Source organism: Rhodanobacter sp. KK11, from assembly GCF_033345435.1.
In the GTDB taxonomy this organism is placed as follows: Bacteria; Pseudomonadota; Gammaproteobacteria; order Xanthomonadales; family Rhodanobacteraceae; genus Rhodanobacter.
The window spans coordinates 596,215-620,012 of the sequence record NZ_JAWPMI010000004.1; the positions used below are offsets into that span (position 1 = coordinate 596,215).

25 protein-coding genes are annotated in these 23,798 nt (G+C 68.5%); 16 read left to right on the forward strand and 9 right to left on the reverse strand.

Translation table 11 applies throughout. The features are described from left to right. Positions 1 to 50: 50 nt before the first annotated feature. The 6 genes from phaR to R5H19_RS13405 all read right to left on the reverse strand — a co-directional run bounded on the left by phaR (position 51) and on the right by R5H19_RS13405 (position 6,261). Positions 51 to 548 carry a polyhydroxyalkanoate synthesis repressor PhaR gene (phaR, locus tag R5H19_RS13380; protein ID WP_318159489.1) on the reverse strand — a complete coding sequence of 166 codons (498 nt, stop codon included), beginning with the start codon at positions 546 to 548 and terminating at the stop codon, positions 51 to 53. An 80-nt stretch (positions 549 to 628) separates the two neighbouring features. Next, a complete protein-coding gene (locus tag R5H19_RS13385; protein WP_318159490.1) occupies positions 629 to 2,191 on the reverse strand; it encodes a DHA2 family efflux MFS transporter permease subunit in 1,563 nt (520 codons plus the stop codon). Positions 2,192 to 2,202: 11 nt separating this feature from the next. Further along, positions 2,203 to 3,411 (reverse strand): HlyD family efflux transporter periplasmic adaptor subunit, encoded by a 1,209-nt coding sequence (locus R5H19_RS13390; RefSeq protein WP_318159491.1) that lies wholly within the window; start codon positions 3,409 to 3,411, stop codon positions 2,203 to 2,205. Further along, positions 3,398 to 4,879, reverse strand: a complete 1,482-nt coding sequence (locus R5H19_RS13395) for an efflux transporter outer membrane subunit (protein ID WP_318159492.1) — start codon at positions 4,877 to 4,879, stop codon at positions 3,398 to 3,400. The genes R5H19_RS13390 and R5H19_RS13395 overlap by 14 nt, the downstream gene beginning before the upstream one ends. A gap of 10 nt (positions 4,880 to 4,889) precedes the next feature. Beyond that, positions 4,890 to 5,414: a MarR family transcriptional regulator gene (locus R5H19_RS13400; protein WP_318159493.1), complete on the reverse strand. Its 525-nt coding sequence runs from the start codon at positions 5,412 to 5,414 to the stop codon at positions 4,890 to 4,892. 73 nt (positions 5,415 to 5,487) lie between these two features. Continuing rightward, complete coding sequence (locus tag R5H19_RS13405) at positions 5,488 to 6,261, reverse strand: TatD family hydrolase (RefSeq protein ID WP_318159495.1); 774 nt, start codon at positions 6,259 to 6,261, stop codon at positions 5,488 to 5,490. A 172-nt stretch (positions 6,262 to 6,433) separates the two neighbouring features. On the opposite strand from R5H19_RS13405, the gene R5H19_RS13410 reads away from it, so the two are divergent. Together R5H19_RS13410 and R5H19_RS13415 are read left to right on the forward strand one after the other, a co-directional pair. After that, positions 6,434 to 7,015: a glycine zipper 2TM domain-containing protein gene (locus R5H19_RS13410; protein WP_318159496.1), complete on the forward strand. Its 582-nt coding sequence runs from the start codon at positions 6,434 to 6,436 to the stop codon at positions 7,013 to 7,015. A 33-nt stretch (positions 7,016 to 7,048) separates the two neighbouring features. Further along, positions 7,049 to 7,552: a glycine zipper 2TM domain-containing protein gene (locus R5H19_RS13415; protein ID WP_318159497.1), complete on the forward strand. Its 504-nt coding sequence runs from the start codon at positions 7,049 to 7,051 to the stop codon at positions 7,550 to 7,552. 101 nt (positions 7,553 to 7,653) lie between these two features. Here R5H19_RS13415 and R5H19_RS13420 read toward each other — a convergent pair whose 3' ends face one another. Next, entirely contained in the window at positions 7,654 to 8,088 is a 435-nt protein-coding gene (locus R5H19_RS13420) for a cell wall hydrolase (protein WP_318159498.1), read from the reverse strand. 476 nt (positions 8,089 to 8,564) lie between these two features. Beyond that, complete coding sequence (locus tag R5H19_RS13425; protein ID WP_318159499.1) at positions 8,565 to 9,395, reverse strand: folate-binding protein; 831 nt, start codon at positions 9,393 to 9,395, stop codon at positions 8,565 to 8,567. Between the two features lie 95 nt (positions 9,396 to 9,490). On the opposite strand from R5H19_RS13425, the gene R5H19_RS13430 reads away from it, so the two are divergent. From R5H19_RS13430 to lpxK, 14 genes are all read left to right on the forward strand, one after another. Then, entirely contained in the window at positions 9,491 to 9,658 is a 168-nt protein-coding gene (locus tag R5H19_RS13430; protein WP_318159500.1) for a DUF1674 domain-containing protein, read from the forward strand. An 87-nt stretch (positions 9,659 to 9,745) separates the two neighbouring features. Further along, positions 9,746 to 10,141, forward strand: coding sequence for a succinate dehydrogenase, cytochrome b556 subunit (gene sdhC / locus R5H19_RS13435; RefSeq protein WP_318159501.1), 396 nt, complete (start codon positions 9,746 to 9,748; stop codon positions 10,139 to 10,141). Beyond that, a complete protein-coding gene (gene sdhD / locus R5H19_RS13440) occupies positions 10,138 to 10,551 on the forward strand; it encodes a succinate dehydrogenase, hydrophobic membrane anchor protein (RefSeq protein WP_318159502.1) in 414 nt (137 codons plus the stop codon). The genes sdhC and sdhD overlap by 4 nt, the downstream gene beginning before the upstream one ends. Before the next feature lie 4 nt (positions 10,552 to 10,555). Further along, a complete protein-coding gene (gene sdhA, locus R5H19_RS13445) occupies positions 10,556 to 12,343 on the forward strand; it encodes a succinate dehydrogenase flavoprotein subunit (protein WP_318159503.1) in 1,788 nt (595 codons plus the stop codon). A 21-nt stretch (positions 12,344 to 12,364) separates the two neighbouring features. After that, entirely contained in the window at positions 12,365 to 13,147 is a 783-nt protein-coding gene (locus R5H19_RS13450; protein WP_318159504.1) for a succinate dehydrogenase iron-sulfur subunit, read from the forward strand. 101 nt (positions 13,148 to 13,248) lie between these two features. Further along, positions 13,249 to 13,497 carry a succinate dehydrogenase assembly factor 2 gene (locus R5H19_RS13455; protein WP_318159505.1) on the forward strand — a complete coding sequence of 83 codons (249 nt, stop codon included), beginning with the start codon at positions 13,249 to 13,251 and terminating at the stop codon, positions 13,495 to 13,497. Continuing rightward, the gene (locus tag R5H19_RS13460; protein ID WP_318159506.1) at positions 13,469 to 13,906 is read left to right on the forward strand and encodes a protein YgfX; all 438 of its coding nucleotides are present in this window, start codon (positions 13,469 to 13,471) and stop codon (positions 13,904 to 13,906) included. Before R5H19_RS13455 ends, R5H19_RS13460 begins: the two co-directional genes overlap by 29 nt. 97 nt (positions 13,907 to 14,003) lie before the next feature. Beyond that, entirely contained in the window at positions 14,004 to 15,245 is a 1,242-nt protein-coding gene (locus R5H19_RS13465; RefSeq protein ID WP_318159507.1) for a lipoprotein-releasing ABC transporter permease subunit, read from the forward strand. Between the two features lie 7 nt (positions 15,246 to 15,252). Further along, positions 15,253 to 15,951 (forward strand): lipoprotein-releasing ABC transporter ATP-binding protein LolD, encoded by a 699-nt coding sequence (gene lolD / locus R5H19_RS13470; protein ID WP_318159508.1) that lies wholly within the window; start codon positions 15,253 to 15,255, stop codon positions 15,949 to 15,951. Positions 15,952 to 16,090: 139 nt separating this feature from the next. After that, positions 16,091 to 18,391: a DNA internalization-related competence protein ComEC/Rec2 gene (locus R5H19_RS13475; RefSeq protein ID WP_318159509.1), complete on the forward strand. Its 2,301-nt coding sequence runs from the start codon at positions 16,091 to 16,093 to the stop codon at positions 18,389 to 18,391. A gap of 56 nt (positions 18,392 to 18,447) precedes the next feature. Beyond that, entirely contained in the window at positions 18,448 to 19,152 is a 705-nt protein-coding gene (locus R5H19_RS13480; protein WP_318159510.1) for a MotA/TolQ/ExbB proton channel family protein, read from the forward strand. Positions 19,153 to 19,161: 9 nt separating this feature from the next. Further along, positions 19,162 to 19,593: a biopolymer transporter ExbD gene (locus R5H19_RS13485; RefSeq protein ID WP_318159511.1), complete on the forward strand. Its 432-nt coding sequence runs from the start codon at positions 19,162 to 19,164 to the stop codon at positions 19,591 to 19,593. After that, positions 19,590 to 21,374, forward strand: coding sequence for a lipid A export permease/ATP-binding protein MsbA (gene msbA / locus R5H19_RS13490; RefSeq protein WP_318159512.1), 1,785 nt, complete (start codon positions 19,590 to 19,592; stop codon positions 21,372 to 21,374). The genes R5H19_RS13485 and msbA overlap by 4 nt, the downstream gene beginning before the upstream one ends. Before the next feature lie 9 nt (positions 21,375 to 21,383). Beyond that, complete coding sequence (gene lpxK / locus R5H19_RS13495) at positions 21,384 to 22,385, forward strand: tetraacyldisaccharide 4'-kinase (RefSeq protein WP_318159513.1); 1,002 nt, start codon at positions 21,384 to 21,386, stop codon at positions 22,383 to 22,385. Here lpxK and hutI read toward each other — a convergent pair. Then, on the reverse strand, positions 22,322 to 23,584 hold the full coding sequence (gene hutI, locus R5H19_RS13500; protein ID WP_318159514.1) for an imidazolonepropionase: 1,263 nt from the start codon (positions 23,582 to 23,584) through the stop codon (positions 22,322 to 22,324). The genes lpxK and hutI overlap by 64 nt on opposite strands. Positions 23,585 to 23,798: the final 214 nt, after the last annotated feature.

The window sequence follows — 23,798 nt, forward strand, 5'->3', positions numbered from 1 at the left end:
CGGGGAACGGGCGAGTGGCGCGCCGGTGCATGCCGGCAGCCGGGCTGGCGTCAGCCGGTCTTCTTGCCGCCGCGACTGCCGGTGCCGGAGGTCGGCATGACCTGGGCGGCAGTGTCCATCAGTCCGCGCTGCATGGCCTGGAACGCGGCGAGGTTGCGTTCGGTCAGGTCGTTCAGCGTGTTCCAGGGGGTTTGCCCCATCAGGCTGTTGAGCTGGCTGCGGAACTGGTTCTGCTGGTCGAGGAAGACCTGCAGGCTGCGCTCCAGGTAAGGCCCCATGAAGCCCTGCAGCGAATCGCCGTAGAAGCGGATGATCTGGCTGAGCAGTTGCGGCGACAGCATCGGCTGCCCCTTGTCCTCGTGCTCGGAGATGATCTGCAGCAGCACCGAACGGGTCAGGTCCTCGCCGGTCTTGGCATCGCGGACTTCGAAGTCCTCGTTGTCCAGGACCAACTGGCGGACTTCCTCCAGCGTGATGTAGCTGGAGATCTCGGTGTCGTACAGACGCCGGTTCGGATACTTCTTGATGGTGCGTTTTGTTTGTGCCATGCGGCGAACGCTAGCAGAAGATATTGCGCCGCACCAGTCGGCGGCGGGTTTTCATGCTGCGCCAGCCGGGTGCAGCAATTTCAGTGAACGGCGCCGCCGCCGGCGCTGCCGAACGGCGGCCGGGCTAACCACAGCACCGGGATCAGCAGCACGAACAGGATCGCACAGGCCCAGAACACGTCGTTCACCGCCAGCGTCAGCGCCTCGCGCGTGAGCAGCTGGTCGATCAGGCCCAGGCTCTGCGTGTGCGACAGCCCGCCGTGCGTCAGCTGGCCGACGAATTCGGTGGCCGCCGGATGGCCGGGGCTGACGTACTCGGTCAGCGTGGCATGGTGCGACTCGCCGCGATGCTGCCACAGCGTCACCATGATCGCGGTGGACACGCTGGAGCCGATCGTGCGGCAGAAGTTGGCCAGGCCCGAGGCGCTGGCGATCTGGTCCACCGGCAGGCCGGACAGGTAGACCTGGTTCAGCGGAATGAAGAAGCACGGGATGGCCAGGCCCATCACGAAGCGCGGCACCACCAGGGCGGCAAACGAGGCGGAGCTGTCGAAGGTGGAGAACCAGTACGCGGTGCCGGCAAACACCAGGAAGGCGAACGTGACCACCGCGCGCAGGTCCAGCCGGTGCATGTTCTTGCCCAGGATCGGCGCGATCAGGAACGCCAGCACGCCGACCGGCGCGGTGGCCAGGCCAGCCCAGGTGGCGGTGTAGCCCAGGGTGATCTGCAGCCACAGCGGGAACACCACGTTGATGCCGAAGAACGCGAACATGCCCAGCGACAGGCTGACCACGCCGACGGTGAAGTTGCGTTGCCGGAACAACGACAGGTCGACCACCGGATGCTTCGCGTGCAGTTCCCACACGATCAGGAAGGTGAGGCAGACCAGTGCGACCAGGCCGAGGGTAAGGATCATCGGCGAGGCGAACCAGTCGTGGTCGTTGCCGTTGTCCAGCATGAACTGCAGGCAGCCCACGCCGAGCACCAGCAAGGCCAGGCCGATCATGTCGATCGGCGCCTTGTAGGTCTTCGTCTCACGCTTGCGCAGCAATGCCCAGGTGACCACCGCCGCGCCCAGTCCGACCGGCAGGTTGATGAAGAAGATCCACGGCCACGAGAAGTTGTCGGTGAGCCAGCCGCCCAGGATCGGGCCGAAGATCGGCGCCACCACCACGGTCATCGCCCACAGCGCCAGCGCGATGCCCTGCTTCTCCTTCGGGTAGTTCGACAGCAGCAGGGTCAGCGACAACGCCACCATCGGGCCGGAGCCGGCGCCCTGCAGCAGGCGGCCGATCACCAGCATCGGCATGCTGGTGGCCAGCCCGCACAGCATCGAGAACACCACGAACAGCAGCACCGAGCCGACGAAGGTCTTCACCTCGCCGAAGCGGCGCGCCAGCCAGCCGGTGAGCGGCTGCATGATCGCGCTGGCCAGCGCGTAGGAGCTGATCGTCCAGGTGCCTTCGCTGGGGCTCACGCCGAGGCTGCCGGCGATGTGCGGCACCGCGACGTTGACGATCGTCATGTCCAGCACTTCCATGAAGGTGCTGAAGGCGACGGCGATGGTGAGCAACGCCAGTGGACCGCCGCGCAGCGGCTTCAGCGGGGCGTCGGGGGCGGCGTCGTTCGGCGTGGCGGCCATGAGGGTCCGGCTCAGTTCGCGGCGGTGGCGTGGGGCAGGTTGGCGCGGATGATCCGTTCCGCTTCCGCGTCGGCCTTGCTGGCCATCTGGTCGTAGACGTCCGTCTGTGCCACCGGCTGCCGTGTCGGCGTGTTGGCCAGCATGCGACCGTGGTCATTGCGGATGTCGACGGTGACGTCGGTGGAAAGGCCGATGCGCAGCGGGTGCCGGTCCAGTTCCTGGTTGTCCAGCGCGATGCGCACCGGCACGCGCTGCACCACCTTGATCCAGTTGCCGGTGGCGTTCTGCGCCGGCAACAGCGAGAACACGCTGCCGGTGCCGGCACCGAGGCCGACCACTTTGCCGTGGTAGACGGCATCGCTGCCATAGAGGTCGGAAACGATCTTTGCCGGCTGCCCGATGCGGATGTGGCGCAGTTGGCTTTCCTTGAAGTTGGCGTCGATCCACAGGTCGTGCAGCGGCACCACGGTCATCAGCTGCTGGCCCGGCTGTACGCTGTTGCCCAGCTGCACGCTGCGCTCGGCCACGTAGCCGGACACCGGCGCGTAGATCGCGTTGCGTTGTGCCGCGACCCAGGCGGCGCGGAAATTCGCGCGTGCCTGCAGCACCACCGGGTTCTGCGCCACGTCGGTGCCTTCGATCGCGGCGTGTGCGGCGGCGGCCTGCGCCTCGGCGGCGTTCACGGCCGCGCGTGCCTGTTCCACGCCGTCGCGCAGGTGCTGCACGATCTCCGGCGATTCGGCCTGGGCGGCGATCAGCGGCAGGCGGCGCTGCAGATCGGCCTCGGCCTTCTTCAGGTCCAGCTTTGCGGCAACCACTTGCGCGTCGGCGCTGCTCGCCGAACTGGTCTGCTGGCGCACGCCGCGCACGGCCTGGGCCAGCGCGCTGCGCGCCTGGGCCAGGCGGGTGTCGGCGTCGGTGCTGTCCAGTTTCACCAACACCTGGCCGGCCTCGACGTGCTGGGTGTCGTCGGCGAGGATCGCCACCACGGTGCCGGGCACCTGCGCCGAGATCGCCACCTGGTTGCCGCCGACGTAGGCGTTGTCGGTCTTCTCTCGGGTGGAGAACACGAAGAACCACAGCAGGAACCACAGCAGCGCAGCAAGGACGAACATGCCGGTCACGGCCAGCAGCGCGCGCCGGCGCTTGGCCGGGTCCTTGGCGGCCATGCCGCTGTCGCCGGCGTCGGCGGAGGTCTTGGCGGATTCAGTGGCGCTCATGGTGGGCGGCTCCGGCGGTAGCGGAAGAGGAAGGTGAGGGAGCGGCTTCGGCGGCGATGCGGTAACCGCCGCCGAGCGCCTTGATCAGGGCCAGGTCGGTACTCACCGCCTGCGCCTGCAGCTGGACGGCGGCGTCACGTTGCTGCAGCAGCGCCGCTTGCGCACCCAGGCTTTCGCGCAGGTCGCGCACGCCCTGACGCGCGCGCGCCTGCGCGTTCGCCAGCAGGCGCTGGTCGGCGTCGAGCTGGGCCTGCTGCTCGTGCCGGCGGGCGGCGAGCTGTTCGGCGCTCAGCGCCTGCGTGGCCACTTCGCGCGCGGCGGCCAGCACGGTGCTGTCGTACTGCGCCACGGCCGCATCGAGCTGGGCCCTGCTCACGCCGTAGTTTGCCTCGAGCGCACCGCCGTTGAAGATCGGCAGATGCAGTGCCGGGGTCAGCGCGAAGGTGCGGCTGCCGGCGGTGAGCAGCTTGCCCAGGTCGATGCTGGACAGGCCGGCCAGCGCGGTGAGGCTGAGGTCGGGGAAGAACTCGGCGCGCGCGGCGACGGTCTGCTTCAGCGCCGCCTCGACCTGCCAGCGGCTGGCGGCGATGTCGGGGCGGCGCGCGATCAGGTCCAGGCCGCCGTTCGCCGGCACGCCGCGTTCGATCGTCGGCAGCGGGCGCGCCTGCAGCTCGGGCAGTTCGGCCGGCGCCACGCCGAGCAACGAGGCCAGCGCGGCACGACGGATCTTTGCCGAGCCGTCGAGCGCCACCCGCATCCCGCGCACCGCGGCCAGTTGGGCCTGTGCCTTCTGCGCTTCATCGGGCAGATCCACGCCTTGGCGCACGCGCAGCTCGGCGATATGGGTGAACTGCTGCTGGGTGGCGAGCAACTGGTCGGCCAGCTGCAACCGTGCCTGGTCGGCCTGCCAGCCGAAGTAGGTATCGGCGACGGCGTACTGGATCGCCAGTGCGGCGGCGCTGCGCTGTGCCTCGGCGGCGCGCGCCTGGTCCAGCGCGGCTTCCATCGTCGCGCGCTTCTTGCCCCACCAATCGAAGTCGTACTGCAACTGCACGCCGAGGTCGGCCTGGTTGTACCAGGTGAAGCCGAGGAACCGGCTGGGGATCAGGCCGTGCTCGCTCAACCGCTGTCGCGACACCTGCACGCTGCCGTTGACCGACAGCCCGAGCTGCGCCGCGGCGAGCTTCGCCGACTGCTCGGCGTTGCGCACGCGACTCTGCGCCAGCGCCAGGTCCGGCGACTGCCGCATGGCGCGCTCGACCAGGCCATCCAGTTGCGGGTCGTGGTACTGGCGCCACCATTCGGCGGCCGGCCAGCCGGCGCGGGCAGAGGCTTGCAGGCCGGCCAGCGGTACGTCGTCGCGCAGCGCGGGCCGGTCGAGCCGGGCCGGCACGGCGGCACAGCCGGCCAGTGTCAGCACGATCGCGGCGACCAGCGCCGGGCGACCGCGGAGCGGGGCGTGTTTCATCAGGTGTCCTTCATGGGAGACGGCTTTCGCCCAGCTGGTCGAGGTTGCCGGCCAGTTTGCGCAGCAGGCGGTCGAGGTGGCGTTTATCGGTGTCGCTGAAGCCGGCGAACATGGTGGCGACACGGGGAAACATCGGTGGCAGCATCTTCTGCACGAAGCGCCGTCCGGCCGGGGCGATGCGGATCAGCACGCGGCGCCGATCCTCCTCGCTGCCGCCGCGGGTGATCAGCCCGCGCTTGACCAGCGCGTTCGCGATGCGGGTCATGTTGGTGGCGCCCTGGGAGGTGTACTCGCACAGCTCGCCCGGGGTGGAGCTGCCGTCCGGTCGGCTGTACAGGATCATCAGGGTCAGGAATTCGCTGTGGTTGAGCTTGTACCGCTTCAGCTTGAATTCGAGCTCTTCCTCGATGTTGTCGCCGAGCATCAGCATCAGCCGGCACAGCCGCGCCTCGAGCGCAGGTATTTGCGGAATGATCTGACTGACCCGGTCGACGCCTTCGTCCATCATCGCGATGCAGTTCGCCAGGCGCGCCATTTCACTGACTCATATTTCACCAGTGAAATAAAAATTAACAAACCTCGGCCGCCGCCTGCAAGTGACGGATGGCCTATGCGTCGCCGAACCCGAACAGGCGCCGGGCGTTGGCGCTGGTGGCGGCGGCGATATCCGCCTCCGGCGCACCGCGCAGCGCGGCGACGCAGCGCAGTACCTCGGCGACATGGGCCGGTTCGTTGCGCTCGCCGCGATGGGCGGCGGCGGGCTGGTCCGGGGCGTCGCTTTCCAGCAGCAGGAACTCGACCGGCATGCGCGCCACGATCCGGCGCAGGCGCTGCGCACGTTCGTAGGTCACCGGGCCGCCGATGCCGAGGTGGAAGCCCAGCTCCCATAGTTGGCGTGCCTGCTGTTCGCTGCCGGAAAAACTGTGCACCACGCCACGCCGGTTGCCGCTGCGGCGCAAGGTCAGCGTGACTTCCTCCAGCGCGCCGCGGGCATGCACGATCACCGGCAGCTCGTGCTCGCGGGCCAGTTGCAGCTGGCGCTGGAAGTAGTGCCGTTGCAGATCGCGGTCGAGGCCGTCCAGGTGGAAGTCCAGGCCGATTTCGCCGACCGCCGCCGGACGGTTTTCGTTCAGCCAGGTAGACAGGGTGTCGACGTGTTCCGGCGCATGCTGGGACAGGAACATCGGGTGCAGTCCGTAGGCGGGGTGCAGGCCGGCATGGTGGGCGCAGAGGTCCCTGATCGGCGGCCAGCCGCGGGCGGCGACGGCAGGAACGACCATCGTGACGACGCCGGCCTGGCGAGCGCGCTCGATGACCTCATCGCGGTCGCCGGCAAAGGCGCCGTCGTCGAGGTGGGCGTGGCTGTCGACGAGCTGAAACATGATTCGCTTTTCGTGCACTGGCAGAGAGTTCCGCGACCGCGTCGTGAAGATAATGTAACGGGCGTGAGCTAGCTCCGATTCAGTTGGACAACGGTTCAATGGCCACGCAGGTAATTGCGCGGGTGCAATGGGCACCCGGCAAGCCGTCGGACAAACAGAGGAGAGGATCGTGATGAACAGGTTGACAGCCAATGTACTCAATGTCGCCATTGCGGCCGTACTCGCGACTGGCCTCTCGGCCTGCAACCGCAACGCGGACGCAGGCGCTTCCAACGCTTCCGCCGACGCCGGCACCGGCGCGGATACCGCGGTCAAGTACGCCAAGGTCGTCAGCGTCGATCCGGTGCGTGCGACGGTGAACAACCCGAAGCAGGTCTGCCACGACGAGACGGTCACGCACAGCGAGCCGCCGAAGGACGAGCACCGCATCGCCGGCACCGCCATCGGCGCGGTCGTCGGTGGCCTGGTCGGCAACCAGGTCGGCGGCGGCAAGGGCAAGACGCTGGCCACCGTGGCCGGTGCGGTCGGCGGCGGCTATGCCGGCAACCGCATCCAGGCCAGCCGCCAGCATGCGCAGGTGACCTCGACGGTGGAGCGCAAGTGCGAGACCGTCAACAACACCAGCAGCAAGATCGTCGGCTACGACGTCCGCTACGTGTACAACGGCGTCACCCGCACGGTGCGGATGGATCACGACCCGGGCGACCGGGTGCAAGTGCAGGAAGGCGTGACGGCCGTGTCCGACGCCCGCTGAATGAAATGACCCTCTTGAAAAGGAAGTGAGCTCATGAATGCACTGACCAGCAAATTCGCCCTGGCGACGGCGATGGCTGCCGGCCTGGCCCTCGCCGGCTGTGCCACCTCGCCCTACGGCAACAACCGAGGTTACGACCGCGGCTACCAGGGGCAACAGAGTGGCTACGGTTACGGCAGCCGCAATGCGCGTTGCCAGACTTGCGGCGTGGTGCAGGAGGTGCAGCAGGTCTACCTCGACGGCGGCAGCGGCAATGGCGGCACGCTCGGGGCGATCATCGGCGCGGTGGCCGGCGGCGTGCTCGGCAACCAGGTCGGCAAGGGCGACGGCCGCAAGGCGGCCACGGTGGCCGGCGCGGTGGCCGGTGGCGTGGTCGGCAACCAGATCGGCAAGCGCAACAGCGGCAGCGACGTCGCGTGGCGCATCGTGGTGCGACTGGACAACGGCCAGTACGCCACGGTGACCCAGCGTGACAACCCGGGCGTCCGTAGCGGCGACTATGTCGAGGTGCGCGGCGACCAGGTCTATCCGCGCTGAGTGATTCATGTAACGTACGCCTAGACGTCTAGACGTCTAGGCGTCCAAAAATTCAAGGCCCTCGAAAGAGGGCCTTTTTTGTTCCCGTGCCGGCGTGCGGGTCAGTTCACGGCGTAGAACGCATGCTCGCCGATCGTCACGCTGGGGCGGTTGCGCGACCAGGCGGGCGAAATCGCAGTTGTGGCGAAATGGTCGGCGCGCGGCACCAGCATGCGACGCTGCGCCACTGGCAGTTGCCAGTTGCGGATGGACATGCCGGCCACCTGCCAAGCCTTGTTGAAGGCTTCCAGGTTGTTGATCTCGAACGATCCCGGCGTGGTCGTCGTGGCGAATTGGCGGGGCGAGGTCACCACCTTGCACACGGTGTCGCCCCAGCGCCCGCGGTCGCGGCGGCGCAGCGCCACTTCTGCCACGGCAAGCTGGCCGTTGGTCGATTCGCTGCGCGCCTCGAGATAGACGGTGGTGGCCAGGCAGGCCTGGTCGGCGACGGGCTGGGGCATCAGTGTCGTCAGCCACAACAGCATGGAAAGTTTCATGGTTCTGCCTCCAGCGTGCTGTACGCGCAAAGCAGACTGCAGCCTTGAGCGCCGTTGCGGTGGACGGGCGGGCAGACCGTTCCACCTGGATCAATCGTCATGGCCGAAACTTGTGGCCAGGACGCTTTGCCACGGGACTGTGGCGGGTCGAACGGCAGGTCATGCCGATCGGGGGATCTGGATGTTGTCGGGCGCTGTGCGGCTGCTTGGCCGTATTGCCTTCGACTACGACGCACTCGTTGGCTGCGAGGCGGTGTTCCATCCGGCGTCACTGCTGCCGGGTCGCGCCGATTCGGAATTCATCCGGTTCGTCGCGTGTATCGGCACCCCGTGTTCCGGATGCCGCGATATTCGATCGGCGGAGCCTAGTGGCGGAATTCGCCGCTGGCAAGTGCCGAGGTGGCGGAGTTTAACCGACGCTCACGATTCGTTGACAAGTGCCGCACGCGAAATTCATCGGCATCGGCGGTTGTCGCTCATGCCTGCCACGACGCGACGATTTCGATCGCGAGGTTGTCGTCGATTGCCTGGGTGTTCCCGCGTGCCGCGACGTCATCGCTCAATACGACGAGCGCCTCGATGCCGTCGCCGGTGGTGACGACGTCGATCACGCAGCCGATGTCGCGGCCATCCTGGCGCAGCGTGTCGCCGGCACCTGCTGCTTGCGACAAAGTGACGCGATGCAGATGCCGTTTGTGCCCGCCGCGAAAGTGCAGCCGCGCGACGATTTCCTGGCCCGGGTAGCAGCCTTTGTCGATGGCGACTGCGTGCATGCGCTGCAGCGAAAGCGCCGGTGGCAACAGTTCGCCCAGCAGTGGCGCCGGCAGCCAGGGCCAGCCTGCGCGCAGTTGCGGCAAACGCCATGCGTCGTCGTGCGCGCCGGAGTCGATGATGCGAAGAGCGTGCGTGTCGCAGCCGAGTGACACGCTTTCGCCATCGTCGACGAGGGTATGCAGCGACAGCGCCGGACCCGTCGCGAGTTCTCGCGGCGGCAGTGCCGTCACGCCGAGTTTCGAACGGAATACGAAACGGCGCAGCGCATCGGCCATCGTCGCGGCGGCGCCTCCGCGCAGCAGCAGCAGGTAGCGATCGTCGGCGAGCCGGGCCAGATGGAACAGGGCGCGCACGCGCCCGTGCGGGTCGAGCCACGCGCTGAATTGCCACTGGCCGGTGGCGAGCGAACTGACAGCGCTGCTGAATTGCGCGTGGGCGAACGCCGTCGCGTCAGGGCCTTCGATCAACAGGGTTTCGGCTGGATGGTATGTCGGCATGGGACTGGCGAAATTGGGGTCGGTGACGTCGGGCACAAGTGATGACGTCGTGGTCGCGCTCGCAACCGCGGCGGAGCACATGGTTGTACTGCATTGCCGCAAGTATTAACCTTTGGCGGCTTACGAAAACCATGTCCGATACCTTCTCCCCAGCCGAATCCGCACCGGTTCCCGTTTCGACGGAAACAGCCGCCGTGCCCGTTGCACCGAAGGCGGACAAGGCGCCAGGGGAGCGTCCGGCTCTCGACCCCACCCGTTATGGCGATTGGGAAAAGAACGGCCGCTGTATCGACTTCTGAACGGCTGCGCGGCGCTTGTCGCCGTCGCGCACGAGGACAGGGGAAGGTGCGGCATGGATACCAGCGATTCCACACAGGATAGCCGCCATGGCAGATACGCAACGACCACTCTCTCCGCACCTGCAGGTTTACAGGTGGCAGATACAGATGATGACCTCCATCCTGCATCGCGCCACCGGCATCGCGCTGGCCGTGGGTACGCTGCTGGTGGTGTGGGGGATTCTGGCGCTGGCCTCCGGTGAGGCGGCCTTCGAGCAGTTCCGGACCTGCATCGGCAGCCCGCTCGGCCTGGTCCTGCTGCTGGGCTGGAGCTGGGCGCTCAGCTACCACCTGTGCAACGGCATCCGTCACCTGGTGCAGGACACCGGTGCGGGTTACGCGATTCCGCAGTTCGTGCGTTCGAGCTGGCTGTCGGTGGCCGGCAGCATCGTGCTGACAGCAATCATCTGGGCCTGCGTGCTCGTCCATGGGGGTGCGGCATGAACCTGCGCGTGGGAACCGATGACGTGCGCAGCCAGCTGCGCCATCCGATGAAGCAGGCGCGCGGGCTGGGCTCGGCCCACCATGGCGCGGATCACTGGTGGGTGCAGCGCGTCACCGCCGCCGCACTCATTCTGCTCGGCCTGTGGTTCGTGATCACCGTGCTTTCGCTGCTGCACGCCGACTACGCCACGGCGAAGGCGATGGTGGCCAAGCCGTGGAATGCCCTGCTGCTGATCCTGTTCGTCATCACTGCGTTCTGGCACGCCGTGTTGGGCCTGCAGGTGGTGGTCGAGGATTACGTGCACACCCGCTGGAAGGAGGTGGTTCTGCTGGTGTCGATCAAGTTCCTCGCGGTGTTGTGCGCGCTTGCGGGCGTGCTGGCCGTGCTGCGCATCGCATTGGGAGTCTGAGACCGTGGAAAGCTACAAGATCCAGCAGCACAAGTACGACGTGGTGGTGGTCGGCGCCGGTGGCGCAGGACTGCGTGCCACCTTCGGCCTGGCCGAGAAGGGCCTCAAGGCCGCCTGTATCACCAAGGTGTTCCCGACCCGCTCGCACACCGTGGCGGCGCAGGGCGGCATCGCTGCCGCGCTCGGCAACATGGGCGAGGACGACTGGCGCTTCCACTTCTACGACACCGTGAAGGGCGGCGACTGGCTCGGCGACCAGGACGCGATCGAGTACATGTGCAAGAACGCGCCGCAGTCGGTGATCGAGCTGGAGCATTACGGCGTGCCGTTCTCGCGCACCCAGGACGGCCACATCTACCAGCGTCCGTTCGGCGGCATGACCACGCATTACGGCAAGGGCACCGCGCAGCGCACCTGCGCCGCCGCCGACCGCACCGGCCACGCGATCCTGCACACGCTGTATCAGCAGGCGCTGGCGCACGACGCCACCTTCTTCGTGGAGTATTTCGCCACCGACCTGATCTTCGACGAGGAAGGCGTCTGCCGCGGCGTGCTGGCACTGGACATGAACGAAGGCACGCTGCACGTGTTCCGCGGCCAGGCCGTGGTGCTGGCCACCGGCGGCTACGGCCGCGCCTATTTCAGTGCCACTTCGGCGCACACCTGCACCGGTGACGGCGGCGGCATGGTGCTGCGTGCGGGCCTCGCGCTGCAGGACATGGAGTTCGTGCAGTTCCATCCCACCGGCATCTACGGCGCCGGCTGCCTGATCACCGAGGGCGTGCGCGGCGAGGGCGGCTACCTCACCAACTCCGAAGGCGAGCGCTTCATGGAGCGCTATGCGCCCAGCGCGAAGGATCTGGCGTCGCGCGACGTGGTCAGCCGCGCCATCACCATCGAGATCCGCGAAGGCCGCGGCGTGGGCGAGCACAAGGACCACGCCTTCCTCAACCTGATGCACCTCGGTCCCGAGGTGATCCACGAGCGGCTGCCGGGCATTGCCGAGTCGGCGCGCATCTTCGCCGGCGTGGACGTGACCCGCGAGCCGATCCCGATCCTGCCCACCGTGCACTACAACATGGGCGGCATCCCGACCAACTACCACGGCGAAGTGGTGCAGAAGAAGGGCGACGACGTCGACGCGGTGGTGCCGGGCCTGTTCGCCATCGGCGAGGCGGCCTGCGTGTCGGTGCACGGCGGCAACCGCCTGGGTTCCAACTCGCTGCTCGACCTGGTGGTGTTCGGTCGTGCTGTGGCGCACCGCTGTGCCGAGATCATCCAGCCCGGCGCCGCGCACAAGGACCTGCCGGCCAGTGCGCTGGACAAGGCGCTGGCCCGCTTCGACGGCCTGCGCCACGCCAACGGCGAGCTGCCCACCGCGCAGATCCGCCTCGACATGCAGCGCACCATGCAGGCCGACGCCGCGGTGTTCCGCACCGGCGAGACGTTGAAGGAAGGCTGTACCAGGATCGACAAGGTGCACGAGTCGTTCAAGCAGGTGAAGGTCAGCGACCGCTCGCTGGTGTGGAACTCCGACCTGATCGAGACGCTGGAGCTGGCCAACCTGCTCGACCAGGCCGTGGCCACCATGCATTCGGCCGAGCAGCGTCCGGAAAGCCGCGGCGCCCACGCGCGCGAGGACTTCCCCGAGCGCAACGACGCCGAGTGGATGAAGCACACCCTGGTGAAGGTGGACGAGAACGGCAAGACCAGCTTCGACTACCGCCCGGTGCACATGTTCACCCTGACCGACGAGGTCGAGGTGGTGCCGCCGAAGAAGCGCGTTTACTGATACCCGGACTGGAGAGCCACTGTGGCAGAGTTTTCGCTACCCAAGAATTCCAAGATCCAGCCGGGCAAGCACTGGCCGGCGAAGGACGCGAAGAAACCGCGCACCTTCCGCATCTATCGCTGGAGTCCGGACGACGGCCAGAACCCGCGCATCGACACCTACGAGGTCGATCTGGCCGCGTGCGGGCCGATGGTTCTGGATGCGCTGCTGAAGATCAAGAACGAGATCGACCCCACGCTCACCTTGCGCCGCTCCTGCCGCGAAGGCATCTGCGGTTCGTGCGCGATGAACATCGACGGCACCAACACGCTGGCCTGCATCTGCGCCATCGACAAGGTGGCCTCGGGCGACGTGAAGATCTACCCGCTGCCGCACATGCCGGTGGTGAAGGACCTGGTGCCCGACCTCACCCATTTCTACGCCCAGTACGCCTCGATCAAGCCGTGGATCCGCACGCAGAGCGCGGTGCCGGACAAGGAGCGTCTGCAGTCGCCGGAAGACCGCAAGAAGCTCGACGGCCTGTACGAATGCATCCTGTGTGCCTGCTGCTCGACCAGCTGCCCGAGCTACTGGTGGAACGGCGACAAGTACCTCGGCCCGGCGATCCTGCTGCAGGCCTATCGCTGGATCGTCGACTCGCGCGACGAATCCACCGGTGAGCGCCTGGACGACCTGGAAGACCCGTTCAAGCTGTACCGCTGCCACACCATCATGAACTGCACGCGCACCTGCCCGAAGGGCCTCAACCCGGCCAAGGCGATCGCCGAGATCAAGAAGCTGATGGTGGAGCGGCGCTCGGTCTGAGCGTGCCGCGCATGGTTCGCAACGACAGGCCGCCGCGTGCGGCCTGTCGCGTTCTGGCAGCGGCTACACTTGGCATGCATGGATACCGACCGAGCCCCGTGATGGATGAAGCCCGCATCAAGCGCCTGCGCTGGCGCGCCCGCCGCGGCACCCGCGAACTGGATGCCTTGTTCGGCGGCTGGCTGGACGAGTGTTTTGCCGGCGCGGACGAAGCGCAGCAACAGGCGTTCGACGAACTGCTCGATGTGCAGGATCCGGACCTGTGGGACTGGGTGATGGGCCACGCCCGCCCGGAGCGGGCGGACTGGCAGGCGATCATCGATGACATCCGCACCCGCCATCGGCTTTGAGTATCGGCCGTCGCGGTTGTTGCGGCGAACCCTGCTGCTGGTTACCGCCTTGGCGGTGCTTGCCGTGGCGCTGAGTGCGCTGGCGGCATGGCTGAAGCTGCTGCTGGCGATAGCCGTGTCGCTGGCGACCTGGCATGCGCTTCGCCGCCTGGCTGCAGGCCCGGTTGCGGCTGCCGGCTGGAGTGCCGATGGTGCCTGGACACTGCGCCTGACCGATCACCAGGACATGCCGGCCACGCTGGCCTCGTTCCGTGTGCTCGGCGCGCTGGTGCTGCTGCGCCTGCGCACGGCGGAGCAGGGCATGCAGGTGCTGCTGCTGGCGCCGGACAACAGCGACGCGGACATCCGCCGGCGCCTGCGCATGCGGCTGGCCACGATCCAGCCGGGCGAAGCGCTGCCGCGGCCGTGAGCGGCCGGCAACTTCATCAGCGCAGCGCGGTCTTGTCGAATACCTGATAATGGACGACCGGGCGGCCCGCCCTGCGACTCCCACAAGCGACCCGCCCATGTTCCGACCGCTCGAACTCTTCATCGGCCTGCGCTACACCCGCGCCAAGCGACGCAACCAGTTCATCTCGTTCATCTCCACCGTCTCGATCGTGTGCATCGCGATCAGCGTGATCGCGCTGATCACGGTGATGTCGGTGATGAACGGCTTCGACTACCAGATGCGCTCGCGCATCCTCGGCGCGATCTCGCACGCCACCGTGTCCGGCATCGGCGAGAGCGTGCAGGACTGGCCGCGCGCGCTGCAGGTCGCCGAGGCCAATCCGCACGTGCTGGGCGCCGCGCCGTACGTGGAGAGCGAGGCGATGCTGCTGGCGCGACGCTCCAGTGGCGCGCTGGTGCGCGGCGTCGAGCCGGCGCAGGAACCGAAGGTCGTCGACATCGACAAGCACATGCTCGAGGGCAAGCTCGGCGAGCTCACCCCGGGCAGCTGGAACATCGTGCTGGGCCGCGAGCTGGCGATGACGCTCGGCGTCACCGTGGGCGACCGCGTCACCATGGCGGTGCAACAGCTGCGCGCCACGCCGATGGGCAGCGTGCCGCGGATGCGCAGCTTCCGCGTGGTGGGTACGTTCGAGCTGGGCATGGAGCAGTTCGATTCCGGCCTGGCGCTGGTCAACATGAGCGACGCCGAGAAACTCAACGACCTCAGTGGCCCGACCGGCATCCGCCTGAAACTCGACGACCTGTTCAACGCCCGCCCGGTCGCGCGCGAACTGGCCGACCAATTGGGCCAGGTCTACCGGGTGCAGACCTGGATGGACACCAACGCGAACCTGTTCGCCGCGCTGTCGATGGAGAAGATGGTGATGTTCATCATCCTGTCGCTGATCATCCTGGTCGCCGTGATCAACCTGATCTCGATGCTGATGATGCTGGTCACCGACAAGCAGGCCGACATCGCGATCCTGCGCACGCTTGGTGCCACCCCGCGCAGCATCATGGGCATGTTCATGGTGCAGGGCGTGCTGGTGGGCTTCGTGGGCATCGGTTTCGGCGTGGGCTTCGGCTCGCTGCTGTCGTGGAAGCTGCCGGGCATCATCAAGTGGATCGAGCACACCTTCCACGTCACCTTCCTGTCGCCGGACGTCTACTACATCAGCGAGGTGCCGAGCCGGCTGGATTGGCACGACGTGGGCTGGACTGCGCTGCTGACCTTCACCTTCTCGCTGCTGGCCACCCTCTATCCGGCGTGGCGCGCTTCGCGCACGCAGCCGGCGCAGGCGCTGCGCTATGAATAAGGCCGCCATGAATTCCACGACCGAAAACGTGCTGCGCGCCAGCCGCGTCGCCAAGACCTACGCCGAGGGCGGCCTGCGCACCGAGGTGCTGAGCGACGTCAGCTTTACCCTGAAGCGCGGCGAGACGATGGCGATCGTCGGCGCCTCCGGCTCGGGCAAGAGCACCCTGTTGCACATCATCGGCGGCCTCGACACGCTGACCGCCGGCGAGGTGGAAGTCGATGGCCGCGTGTTGTCGAAGCTGTCCGACGCCGAGCGTGGCCGCGTGCGCAATCGCTCGCTCGGCTTCATCTACCAGTTCCACCACCTGCTGCCCGAGTTCACCGCGCTGGAGAACGTGTGCATGCCGCTGCTGATCCGCGGCACCGCGATCGCCGAAGCGCAGCGGCAGGCCACGGCCTTGTTGGAGCGGGTGGGCCTGGGCGGGCGCACGCATCACAAGCCGTCCGAGCTGTCCGGCGGTGAACGCCAGCGCTGCGCGGTGGCGCGCGCGCTGGTGACCAGGCCGGCCTGCGTGCTCGGCGACGAGCCCACCGGCAACCTCGACGAGGGCAATGCCGCGCAGGTCTATGCGCTGATGCTGGAACTCAACCGCGAGGTCGGCACCAGCTTCGTGCTGGTCACCCACGATCCGCACCTGGCGGCGAAGATGGACCGCACCCTGGTGCTGCACAACGGCGTGCTGCAGGAAAGCCCGAAAGCCTGACGCTGTTGCGCCTTTCCCCGTGGCGCCGGGGGGAGCCGATCTCGTGCTTTTCAGGCGGGCGCCTACACGCTTTTCATCTTCGTCGCCGCCGCCGCCACGCTAGGCTCGGACTCTTCCAGGATGGAACGGGGCACGCGGCATGGCGCGACGGGGGGCGATCACGGCGGCATCGGCCTTGCTGGCCGGCGTGCTGCTGGTGCAGTGGTTGCCGCGATTGCCGTCGCACTGGAGCCTGGCCCTGTTGCTGCTGGCGGCGGCGTGGCTGGCCTGGCGTTGTCCGCGCTGGCGCTGGCTGGGCTGGCTGCTGTTCGGCATCGCGTGGGCGGCGTGGCGTGGCGGCGTGGCGATGGATGCACGGCTGCCGCGGGCGCTGGAAGGGCGCGATTTCGTGGCCGTCGGCACGATCGCCGACCTGCCGCTGGCACAGCCGGATGCCAGCCGCTTCACGCTGCAGGTGGAACGGGCCTCGCTGGACGGCCGGCCGGTCGCGCTGCGCGGTCGTGTCACGGTGGCCTGGTACGACGGCGCGCCGCCGCTGCGGCCGTGTTCGCGCTGGCGCCTGTCGCTGCGGCTGAAGCGACCGCGCGGGCTGCTCGATCCCGGCGGTGCCGACAGCGAACGTTCGGCGCTGCAGCGCGGCATCGTCGCCACCGGCTACGTGCGCGACGATCCCGACAACGCGCCGCTGGCCGGCGCGCGCTGGTGCGTCGACGCGGTGCGCGACGCGGTGGCTCGCGGCATCGCGGCACGCGTGCGCGATCGGCATGACGCGGCCTTGCTGCAGGCGTTCACGGTCGGCGACACGCGCGGGCTGCAACAACGTGACTGGGCGGTGGCGCGCGCGAACGGGGTGTCGCATCTGATCGCGATCTCCGGCTTCCACGTCGGCGTGGCGGCGGTATTCGGCGTGTGGCTGGCGTGGCTGGCCTACGCGCTGTGGCCGCGGCTGGGCCTGCGGCTGCCGCGGCCGCAGGCGCAGGCCGCGGCCGCGCTGCTGGTGGCCGCGACGTACAGCGCGCTGGCCGGCTTCGGCCTGCCGACGGTGCGCACCTTGCTGATGATCGCGGTGGTGGCGCTGGCGCGCTGCAGCCGTCGCGGCAGCAGCGGCGCGCAGTCGCTGGCGCTGGCGCTGATCGCGATCCTGCTGGCCGACCCGCTGGCGGTACTGGCGGCGGGTTTCTGGCTCTCGTTCGTCGGCGTGGCGTTCCTGATGCTGTGCCTGCAGTCGCGTGGCCGCGGCCTGCGCGCGTTCCTGCACGAGCTGTCGGCCGGGCAACTGGTGATGACGGTGGCGTTGCTGCCGCTGACCTTGTGGTTCTTCGGCCAGGCTTCGCTGGTCGGCGCGTTGTCGAACCTGGTCGCGGTGCCGGTGGTCAGCTTCGTGATCGTGCCGTGCGCCTTGCTCGGCATGCTGCTGCTGGGCCTGTGCCCGCCGCTGGCCACGCCGGTGCTGTGGCTGGCCGCGCGGATCGCGCACGCGCAGTGGTGGCTGCTGGAGCAGATGGCGACGTGGCCCGGCGCGCACTGGTACCTGCCCGCGGTGCAGGCGCCTGCGCTGCTGCTGGCCGTACTCGGCGCGCTGTGGTTGTTCCTGCCGCGCGGAGTGCCGCTGCGCTGGCTCGGCCTGCTGTTGTTCCTGCCGTTGCTGTGGCCGCCGTTGCCACGGCCGGCGGAGGGCGCCTTCCAGGCCTGGGTACTGGACGTGGGGCAGGGCTTGTCGGTGCTGCTGCGCACCCGCGATCACGTGCTGGTCTATGACGCCGGCGCGCGTTACCCGTCCGGCTTCGACCTGGGCGAGGCGGTGGTGTTGCCGTCGATCCACGCACTGGGTATCAGCCGGCTGGACCTGCTGATGATCAGCCATGGCGACAACGACCACGCCGGCGGCGCCGAAGCGGTCGCCGATGCCTTCCCGGACGCGCAACGCCATGCCGGCGAGCCGTCGCGGATGCGCGTGCCGATGCAGCAGTGCGTGGCCGGGCAGGCATGGCAATGGGATGGCGTGCGCTTTCGCGTGCTGAACCCGGCCCGTGGCGCGGGCGACCGCGACAACGACAGCTCCTGCGTGCTGCTGGTCGAGGGGCGCGGCGGGCGCCTGCTGCTGACCGGCGACATCAGTGCGAAGGCGGAGCCGCAGGTGGCGGCGGCGCTCGGCCCCGGGCCGGCGCCGGTGATGCTGGTGCCGCACCACGGCAGCAGGACCTCGTCCAGCGTTGCATTCATCGCCGCGGTGCGACCGCGGCTGGCGCTGGTGTCGGCGGGCTGGCACAACCGCTTCGGCCACCCGAAGCCGGAGGTACTGGCGCGCTACGCCGCCGCCCATGTGCCGGTGTTCGACACGGCCGAGCAGGGCGCGATGATGCTGGATTTCCCGGCCGCCGCGCCGCCGCGGCGCGCACCCGGCTGGCGCCAGCGCCAGGTACGCTACTGGCGCGAATGAGGGGTCAGGCGGGGAATGCCACGCATGCCGCAGTACAGCGGGACGAGACTGCTATCATGCGCGCTTCCTGTCAGGTCGTGCGTCGGGGTCGAAAAGTGCTGGAAATCCTGTTGGCTGGCGGCTGGGCGCTGGCGCCCATCCTGATCTGTTCGGCGGTGGCTTTGGCGATCGTGCTGGAGCGGTGCTGGACCTTGCGCCGCAAGTCGGTGCTGCCGCCGGGCCTGGGCGACGAAGTGCGCCAGTGGGCGCGTTCCGGCCAGCTCGACCCGAAACATATCGAGACGCTGGCCAGCGGTTCGCCGCTGGGCGAGCTGCTGGCCGCCGCGCTGGCCGTGCGCCGGCAACCGCGCGAGATCATCAAGGAGCGCATCGAGGACACCGGCCGGCACGTCGTCCACCGGATGGAGCGTTACCTCAACACGCTGGGCACGATCGCACTGATCGGCCCGCTGCTGGGTCTGTTCGGCACCGTGATCGGCCTGATCCGCATGTTCATGGAAGTGATGGCCGGCGGCATCGGCGACCCGGCGCGGATGGCCGGCGGCATCGGCGAGGCGCTGATCTGTACCGCGGCGGGCCTGACCGTGGCGATTCCCGCCTACGTGCTGCACCGCTACTTCCGTTCGCGCGTGGCCGGCTATTGCGTGGAGATGGAAAAGCAGGCCACCGCCTTGCTCGACGACCTGACCCTGACCTCCGTCGCGGCGGCGCCCGTACGGCCGCGGCGCGCGGCGGCACCGACTGCGCCGAGCGCGGGCTGAGGCGCATCGATGCGTATCGGCAACGACCGCCGCGGCGACGATTTCGAGATCAACGTGATCCCGTTGATCGACGTGCTGCTGACCCTGCTGATGTTCTTCGTGCTGACCAGCACCTTCATCCAGCACTCGCGCCTGCAGGTGGCCCTGCCGCAGGCGAGCACACAGGACCGCGACCTGAACGCCCCGACGCTGACCGTGATGATCGATCGCGACGGCCGCTTCTTCGTCGGCAGCGACGAGGTGATGGGCGAGGGCATCGAGGCGCTGAAGCAGACCATCGTGCGCAATGCGGGCGACGACCGCGAGCGCCCGGTGACTATCCGTGCCGACGCGATGACGCCGAACCAGAACGTGGTCACCGCGATGGACGCGCTGGGCCAGCTCGGCTTCACCCGGCTGTCGATCGCCACCACGCCAGCCAAGCCGGGTAGCGGCCAGTGAGCAGCGGCAGGACCGGCGTGTGGGACGCCGAAAGCCTGCGCATCTATCGGCGCCTGCTGGGCTATACCGCTCGCTACTGGCTGGTCGGGCTGGTCACCCTGGTCGGCATGGCGGTGGACGGCGGCGGCCTGGTGGCGTTCACCAAGCTGCTGCAGCCGTTGATCGACAAGCTGTTCGCCGAGAAGGACCCGTACCTGATCTTCTGGATGCCGATCTGGATCATCGCGATCTTCGCGGTGCGCGGTGTCGGCACCTTCGTCAGCAGCTACGGCGTGTCCTACATCGGACGCAACGTGGTGCAGGCGATGCAGCACGACGTGTTCGCCGCCTACCTGCGCCTGCCGGCGACGTTTTTCGGCGCCGAGGCCTCGGGCCACCAGGTGTCGCGCATCACCTACACCAGCGAACAGGTGGCCTCGGCCTCCACCGACGCGGTGAAGATCGTGGTGACCGAAGGCGTCACCGTGCTCGGCTGCCTGTACGTGATGCTGTACTACAGCGCCTACCTGACCCTGGCCCTGCTGGTGATGGTGCCGGCGATCGCGCTGATCGCCACCGTAGTCAGCCGGCGCTATCGGCAGATCAGCCGGCGCATCCAGGGCAGCATGGGCTCGGTCACCGGCACCGTGGAGGAATCGGTGGGCGCACATCGCGAGGTGCGCGTCTACGGCGGCCAGCGGCACGAGTCCGATCGTTTCGACGTGGTCACGCAGCGGACCAAGCGCTTCAACCTGAAGATCGCGGCCACCAACGCGCTTTCCAGCACGGCAATCCAGACGGTGGCGGCATGCGCGCTCGCCGCGCTGGTCTACCTGGGCACGCGGCCGTCGGTGATCGACAGCATCTCGCCGGGCGTGTTCGTGGCGGTGCTGACCGCGATGGGTACCATGATGCCGTCGCTGAAGCGGCTCACCACGGTGCAGGCGAACATCCAGCGCGGCCTGTCCGCGGCCGCCGACCTGTTCGAAGTGATCGACATGCCGCCGGAGCTCGACCAGGGCTCGCGCGAGCTGGCGCGCACGCGTGGCGACCTGCGCTTCGAGGACGTGCGGCTGACCTATCCGCGCAACGACTTCGAGGCCTTGCGCGGCGTCGACCTGCACTGCGCGCCCGGCACGGTGACCGCCCTGGTGGGCCGTTCCGGCAGCGGCAAGAGCAGCCTGGCCAGCCTGCTGCCGCGCTTCTACGAGCCCAGCGCCGGACGCATCGTGCTGGACGGCGAGGACTACCGGGAATACACGCTGGCCTCGCTGCGCCGGCAGATTGCCTGGGTCGGGCAGAGCGTGGTGCTGTTCGACGACACCGTGGCCAACAACATCGCCTACGGCGAACTGGCCGGCGCCAGCGAGGCGGACATCGTCGCCGCGGCCAAGGCGGCGAACGCGATGGAATTCATCGCGCGCCTGCCGCAGGGCATCCACACCCCGATCGGGCAGAGCGGCAACACGCTGTCCGGCGGCCAGCGCCAGCGCATCGCGATCGCCCGCGCGATCCTGAAGAACGCGCCGATCCTGGTGCTGGACGAGGCCACCAGCGCGCTCGACACCGAATCGGAGCAGCTGATCCAGCAGGCACTGCAGCGGCTGATGCGCGACCGCACCACGCTGGTGATCGCGCACCGCCTGTCCACCATCGAGGGCGCCGACCAGATCGCGGTAATGGAGCAGGGCCGCATCGTCGAGCGCGGCACGCACGCCGAGCTGATTGCTCTTGGCGGCCAGTACGCCACGCTGCACCGGATGCAGTTCCACGACCATGCCGTGAATCTCGGCAGCGATTGAGGGCTACCCGTGGCGCTGATCGACACGCTCGAATCAGCCTGGTACGGCAACGGCCGGGCACCGTGGTGGGCGCCGCCGCTGGCGGCGCTGTACGGCAGCGCGGTCCGCTTGCGCGGCGCGCTTTACCGGCGCGGCTGGCTACGCAGCGTGCGCCTGCCGGCGCCGGTGGTGGTGGTCGGCAACCTCACGGCGGGCGGCACTGGCAAGACGCCGCTGACCATCGCGCTGGCGCAGGCCTTGCGCGAACACGGTTACCGGCCCGGCGTGGTCAGCCGCGGCTACGGCGGCCGCCAGCGCGAACCGCTGCTGCTCGGTGATGCGCCCGATCCTGCCCAGGTCGGCGACGAGCCCTGCCTGATTCGTACCGGCGGCGTGCCGGTGGCGGTGGGGCGCGACCGTCCGGCGGCGGCGCAACTGCTGCTGGACGCCGGCTGCGACGTGCTGATCGCCGACGACGGCCTGCAGCATTACCGCCTGGCGCGCGACGTCGAGATCTGCGTGATCGATGGCACGCGCCGCTTCGGCAACCGCCGGTTGCTGCCGGCCGGGCCGCTGCGCGAACCGTTGAGCCGGCTGCAGCGGGTCGATTTGCGCGTGTGCAACGGCGGTGTTGCCGAGGCGGGCGAATACCCGATGCAGCTGCATGGCGGCGCTGCGGTCGCGCTGGATGACGGCCGCACGCGGGTACTGGCGGACTTCAGCGGCCAGCGCGTCCACGCCGTGGCGGCCATCGGCAACCCGCAGCGGTTCTTCGACAGCCTGCGTGCGGCTGGCATCGAGACGATCGAGCATGTATTCGCCGACCATCACCCGTTCGTTGCGGCCGAGCTGGATTTCGCCGATGGCCTGCCGTTGCTGATGACCGACAAGGACGCGGTCAAATGCCGCCGCTTTGCCCGGGCTAACTGGTGGCGGGTGCCGGTGCAGGCGCAACTGCCGACCGCGTTCTACGCAGCGCTGGGCGAACGCCTGGACGGCTTGCGCCGCGAAATCGGTTCGCCCGCCGCGTAGACGCTGCGGGCCAGCCCTCCGCCGATCCAGTAGCACAGCTCGGCGGGCCGGCGCACGCTCCACACCACCAGGTCGGCACGCTGGCCCGCGACCAGCGTGCCGCGATCGCGCAGCCCCAGCGCGCGGGCGGCGTTGACGGTGACGCCGCGCAGCGCTTCCTCGGGGGTGAGCCGGAACAGCGTGCAAGCCATGCCGGCGGCCAGCCGCAGCGACAGCAGCGGCGAGGTGCCGGGGTTGCAGTCGGTGGCGATCGCGATCGGCACGCCCTGTTCGCGCAGCGCCGCGACCGGCGGCAGCTGCGTCTCGCGCAGCGCGTAGAACGCGCCGGGCAGCAACACGGCGACGGTGCCGGCGGACGCCATCGCCCTGACGCCGGCTTCGCTCAGGTGCTCCAGGTGATCGGCCGACAAGCCGCCGAACTCGGCGACCAGGGCGGCGCCGTCGAGATCGGACAACTGCTCCGCATGCAGCTTCACCGGCAGGCCGAGCTGCTTCGCGCGCTCGAACATCCGGCGGGTTTCCTCGCGGCTGAAGCCGATGCCTTCGCAGAACGCGTCGACCGCATCGACCAGGCCTTCGGCGGCGAGCGCGGGCAGCATCGCGTCGCAGGCCAGCGCCACGTAGTCGTCGCGCCGATCCTTGTATTCCGGCGGCAGCGCGTGCAGGCCGAGGAAGCTGGTGCGCACCGTGATGCCCAGCTCGCGGCCGAGCCGGCGCGCCACGCGCAGCATGCGGCGTTCACTTTCCAGTTCCAGCCCGTAGCCGGACTTGATCTCCAGCGTGGTCACGCCGTCGGCCAGCAGCGCGCGGGCGCGCGGCAGCGATTGCGCGAACAATTGCTCCTCGCTGGCGGCGCGGGTGGCGTCGACGCTGGAGGCGATGCCGCCGCCGGCGCGCGCGATCTCCTCGTAGCTGGCGCCGTTCAGGCGCAACTCGAACTCGTGCGCGCGGTCGCCGCCGAACACCAGGTGCGTGTGGCAGTCGACCAGCCCAGGCGTGACCAGCGCGCCGTCCAGCGATTCCACCGTGGCGGCGAGCGCAGCCGGTGCATCCGGTAGCTCGCCCTGCTGGCCGATCCAGGCGATGCGGCCGTGGTGCAGCGCGATCGCGCCATGCTCGATCAGGCCATAGGGCTCGTCGCCGACGAGCGTGGCGAGGGTGGCGTTGAGCAGCAGTCGATCCCAGCGTGGGTCGTTCATGGAGTCAGTTCTGCGTGGGTGGTGGGATGATCGCAAGAGGCCTGCGACCGCGGCGCGATTATCGCAGACCGCGTATCCCTTGTAGGAGCGCGCTTGCGCGCGATGCTCTTGCTCGTTCCGGTACCGGTGCGTAAGGCTTTCAAAGAAACAGCTTTCGTCTGCCTTCGGCAGCCGAGTTACTTTCTCTTTGCGTGGCCAAAGAGAAAGTAACCCA

Excerpts from the sequence above, each read along its gene's own strand:
- phaR (WP_318159489.1), bottom strand. The coding sequence starts at position 548 with ATGGCACAAACAAAACGCACCATCAAGAAGTATCCGAACCGGCGTCTG.
- R5H19_RS13385 (WP_318159490.1), bottom strand. The coding sequence starts at position 2,191 with ATGGCCGCCACGCCGAACGACGCCGCCCCCGACGCCCCGCTGAAGCCG.
- R5H19_RS13390 (WP_318159491.1), bottom strand. The coding sequence starts at position 3,411 with ATGAGCGCCACTGAATCCGCCAAGACCTCCGCCGACGCCGGCGACAGC.
- R5H19_RS13395 (WP_318159492.1), bottom strand. The coding sequence starts at position 4,879 with ATGAAACACGCCCCGCTCCGCGGTCGCCCGGCGCTGGTCGCCGCGATC.
- R5H19_RS13400 (WP_318159493.1), bottom strand. The coding sequence starts at position 5,414 with ATGGCGCGCCTGGCGAACTGCATCGCGATGATGGACGAAGGCGTCGAC.
- R5H19_RS13405 (WP_318159495.1), bottom strand. The coding sequence starts at position 6,261 with ATGTTTCAGCTCGTCGACAGCCACGCCCACCTCGACGACGGCGCCTTT.
- R5H19_RS13410 (WP_318159496.1), top strand. The coding sequence starts at position 6,434 with ATGAACAGGTTGACAGCCAATGTACTCAATGTCGCCATTGCGGCCGTA.
- R5H19_RS13415 (WP_318159497.1), top strand. The coding sequence starts at position 7,049 with ATGAATGCACTGACCAGCAAATTCGCCCTGGCGACGGCGATGGCTGCC.
- R5H19_RS13420 (WP_318159498.1), bottom strand. The coding sequence starts at position 8,088 with ATGAAACTTTCCATGCTGTTGTGGCTGACGACACTGATGCCCCAGCCC.
- R5H19_RS13430 (WP_318159500.1), top strand. The coding sequence starts at position 9,491 with ATGTCCGATACCTTCTCCCCAGCCGAATCCGCACCGGTTCCCGTTTCG.
- sdhC (WP_318159501.1), top strand. The coding sequence starts at position 9,746 with ATGGCAGATACGCAACGACCACTCTCTCCGCACCTGCAGGTTTACAGG.
- sdhD (WP_318159502.1), top strand. The coding sequence starts at position 10,138 with ATGAACCTGCGCGTGGGAACCGATGACGTGCGCAGCCAGCTGCGCCAT.
- R5H19_RS13455 (WP_318159505.1), top strand. The coding sequence starts at position 13,249 with ATGGATGAAGCCCGCATCAAGCGCCTGCGCTGGCGCGCCCGCCGCGGC.
- R5H19_RS13460 (WP_318159506.1), top strand. The coding sequence starts at position 13,469 with ATGACATCCGCACCCGCCATCGGCTTTGAGTATCGGCCGTCGCGGTTG.
- R5H19_RS13465 (WP_318159507.1), top strand. The coding sequence starts at position 14,004 with ATGTTCCGACCGCTCGAACTCTTCATCGGCCTGCGCTACACCCGCGCC.
- lolD (WP_318159508.1), top strand. The coding sequence starts at position 15,253 with ATGAATTCCACGACCGAAAACGTGCTGCGCGCCAGCCGCGTCGCCAAG.
- R5H19_RS13475 (WP_318159509.1), top strand. The coding sequence starts at position 16,091 with ATGGCGCGACGGGGGGCGATCACGGCGGCATCGGCCTTGCTGGCCGGC.
- R5H19_RS13480 (WP_318159510.1), top strand. The coding sequence starts at position 18,448 with ATGCGCGCTTCCTGTCAGGTCGTGCGTCGGGGTCGAAAAGTGCTGGAA.
- R5H19_RS13485 (WP_318159511.1), top strand. The coding sequence starts at position 19,162 with ATGCGTATCGGCAACGACCGCCGCGGCGACGATTTCGAGATCAACGTG.
- hutI (WP_318159514.1), bottom strand. The coding sequence starts at position 23,584 with ATGAACGACCCACGCTGGGATCGACTGCTGCTCAACGCCACCCTCGCC.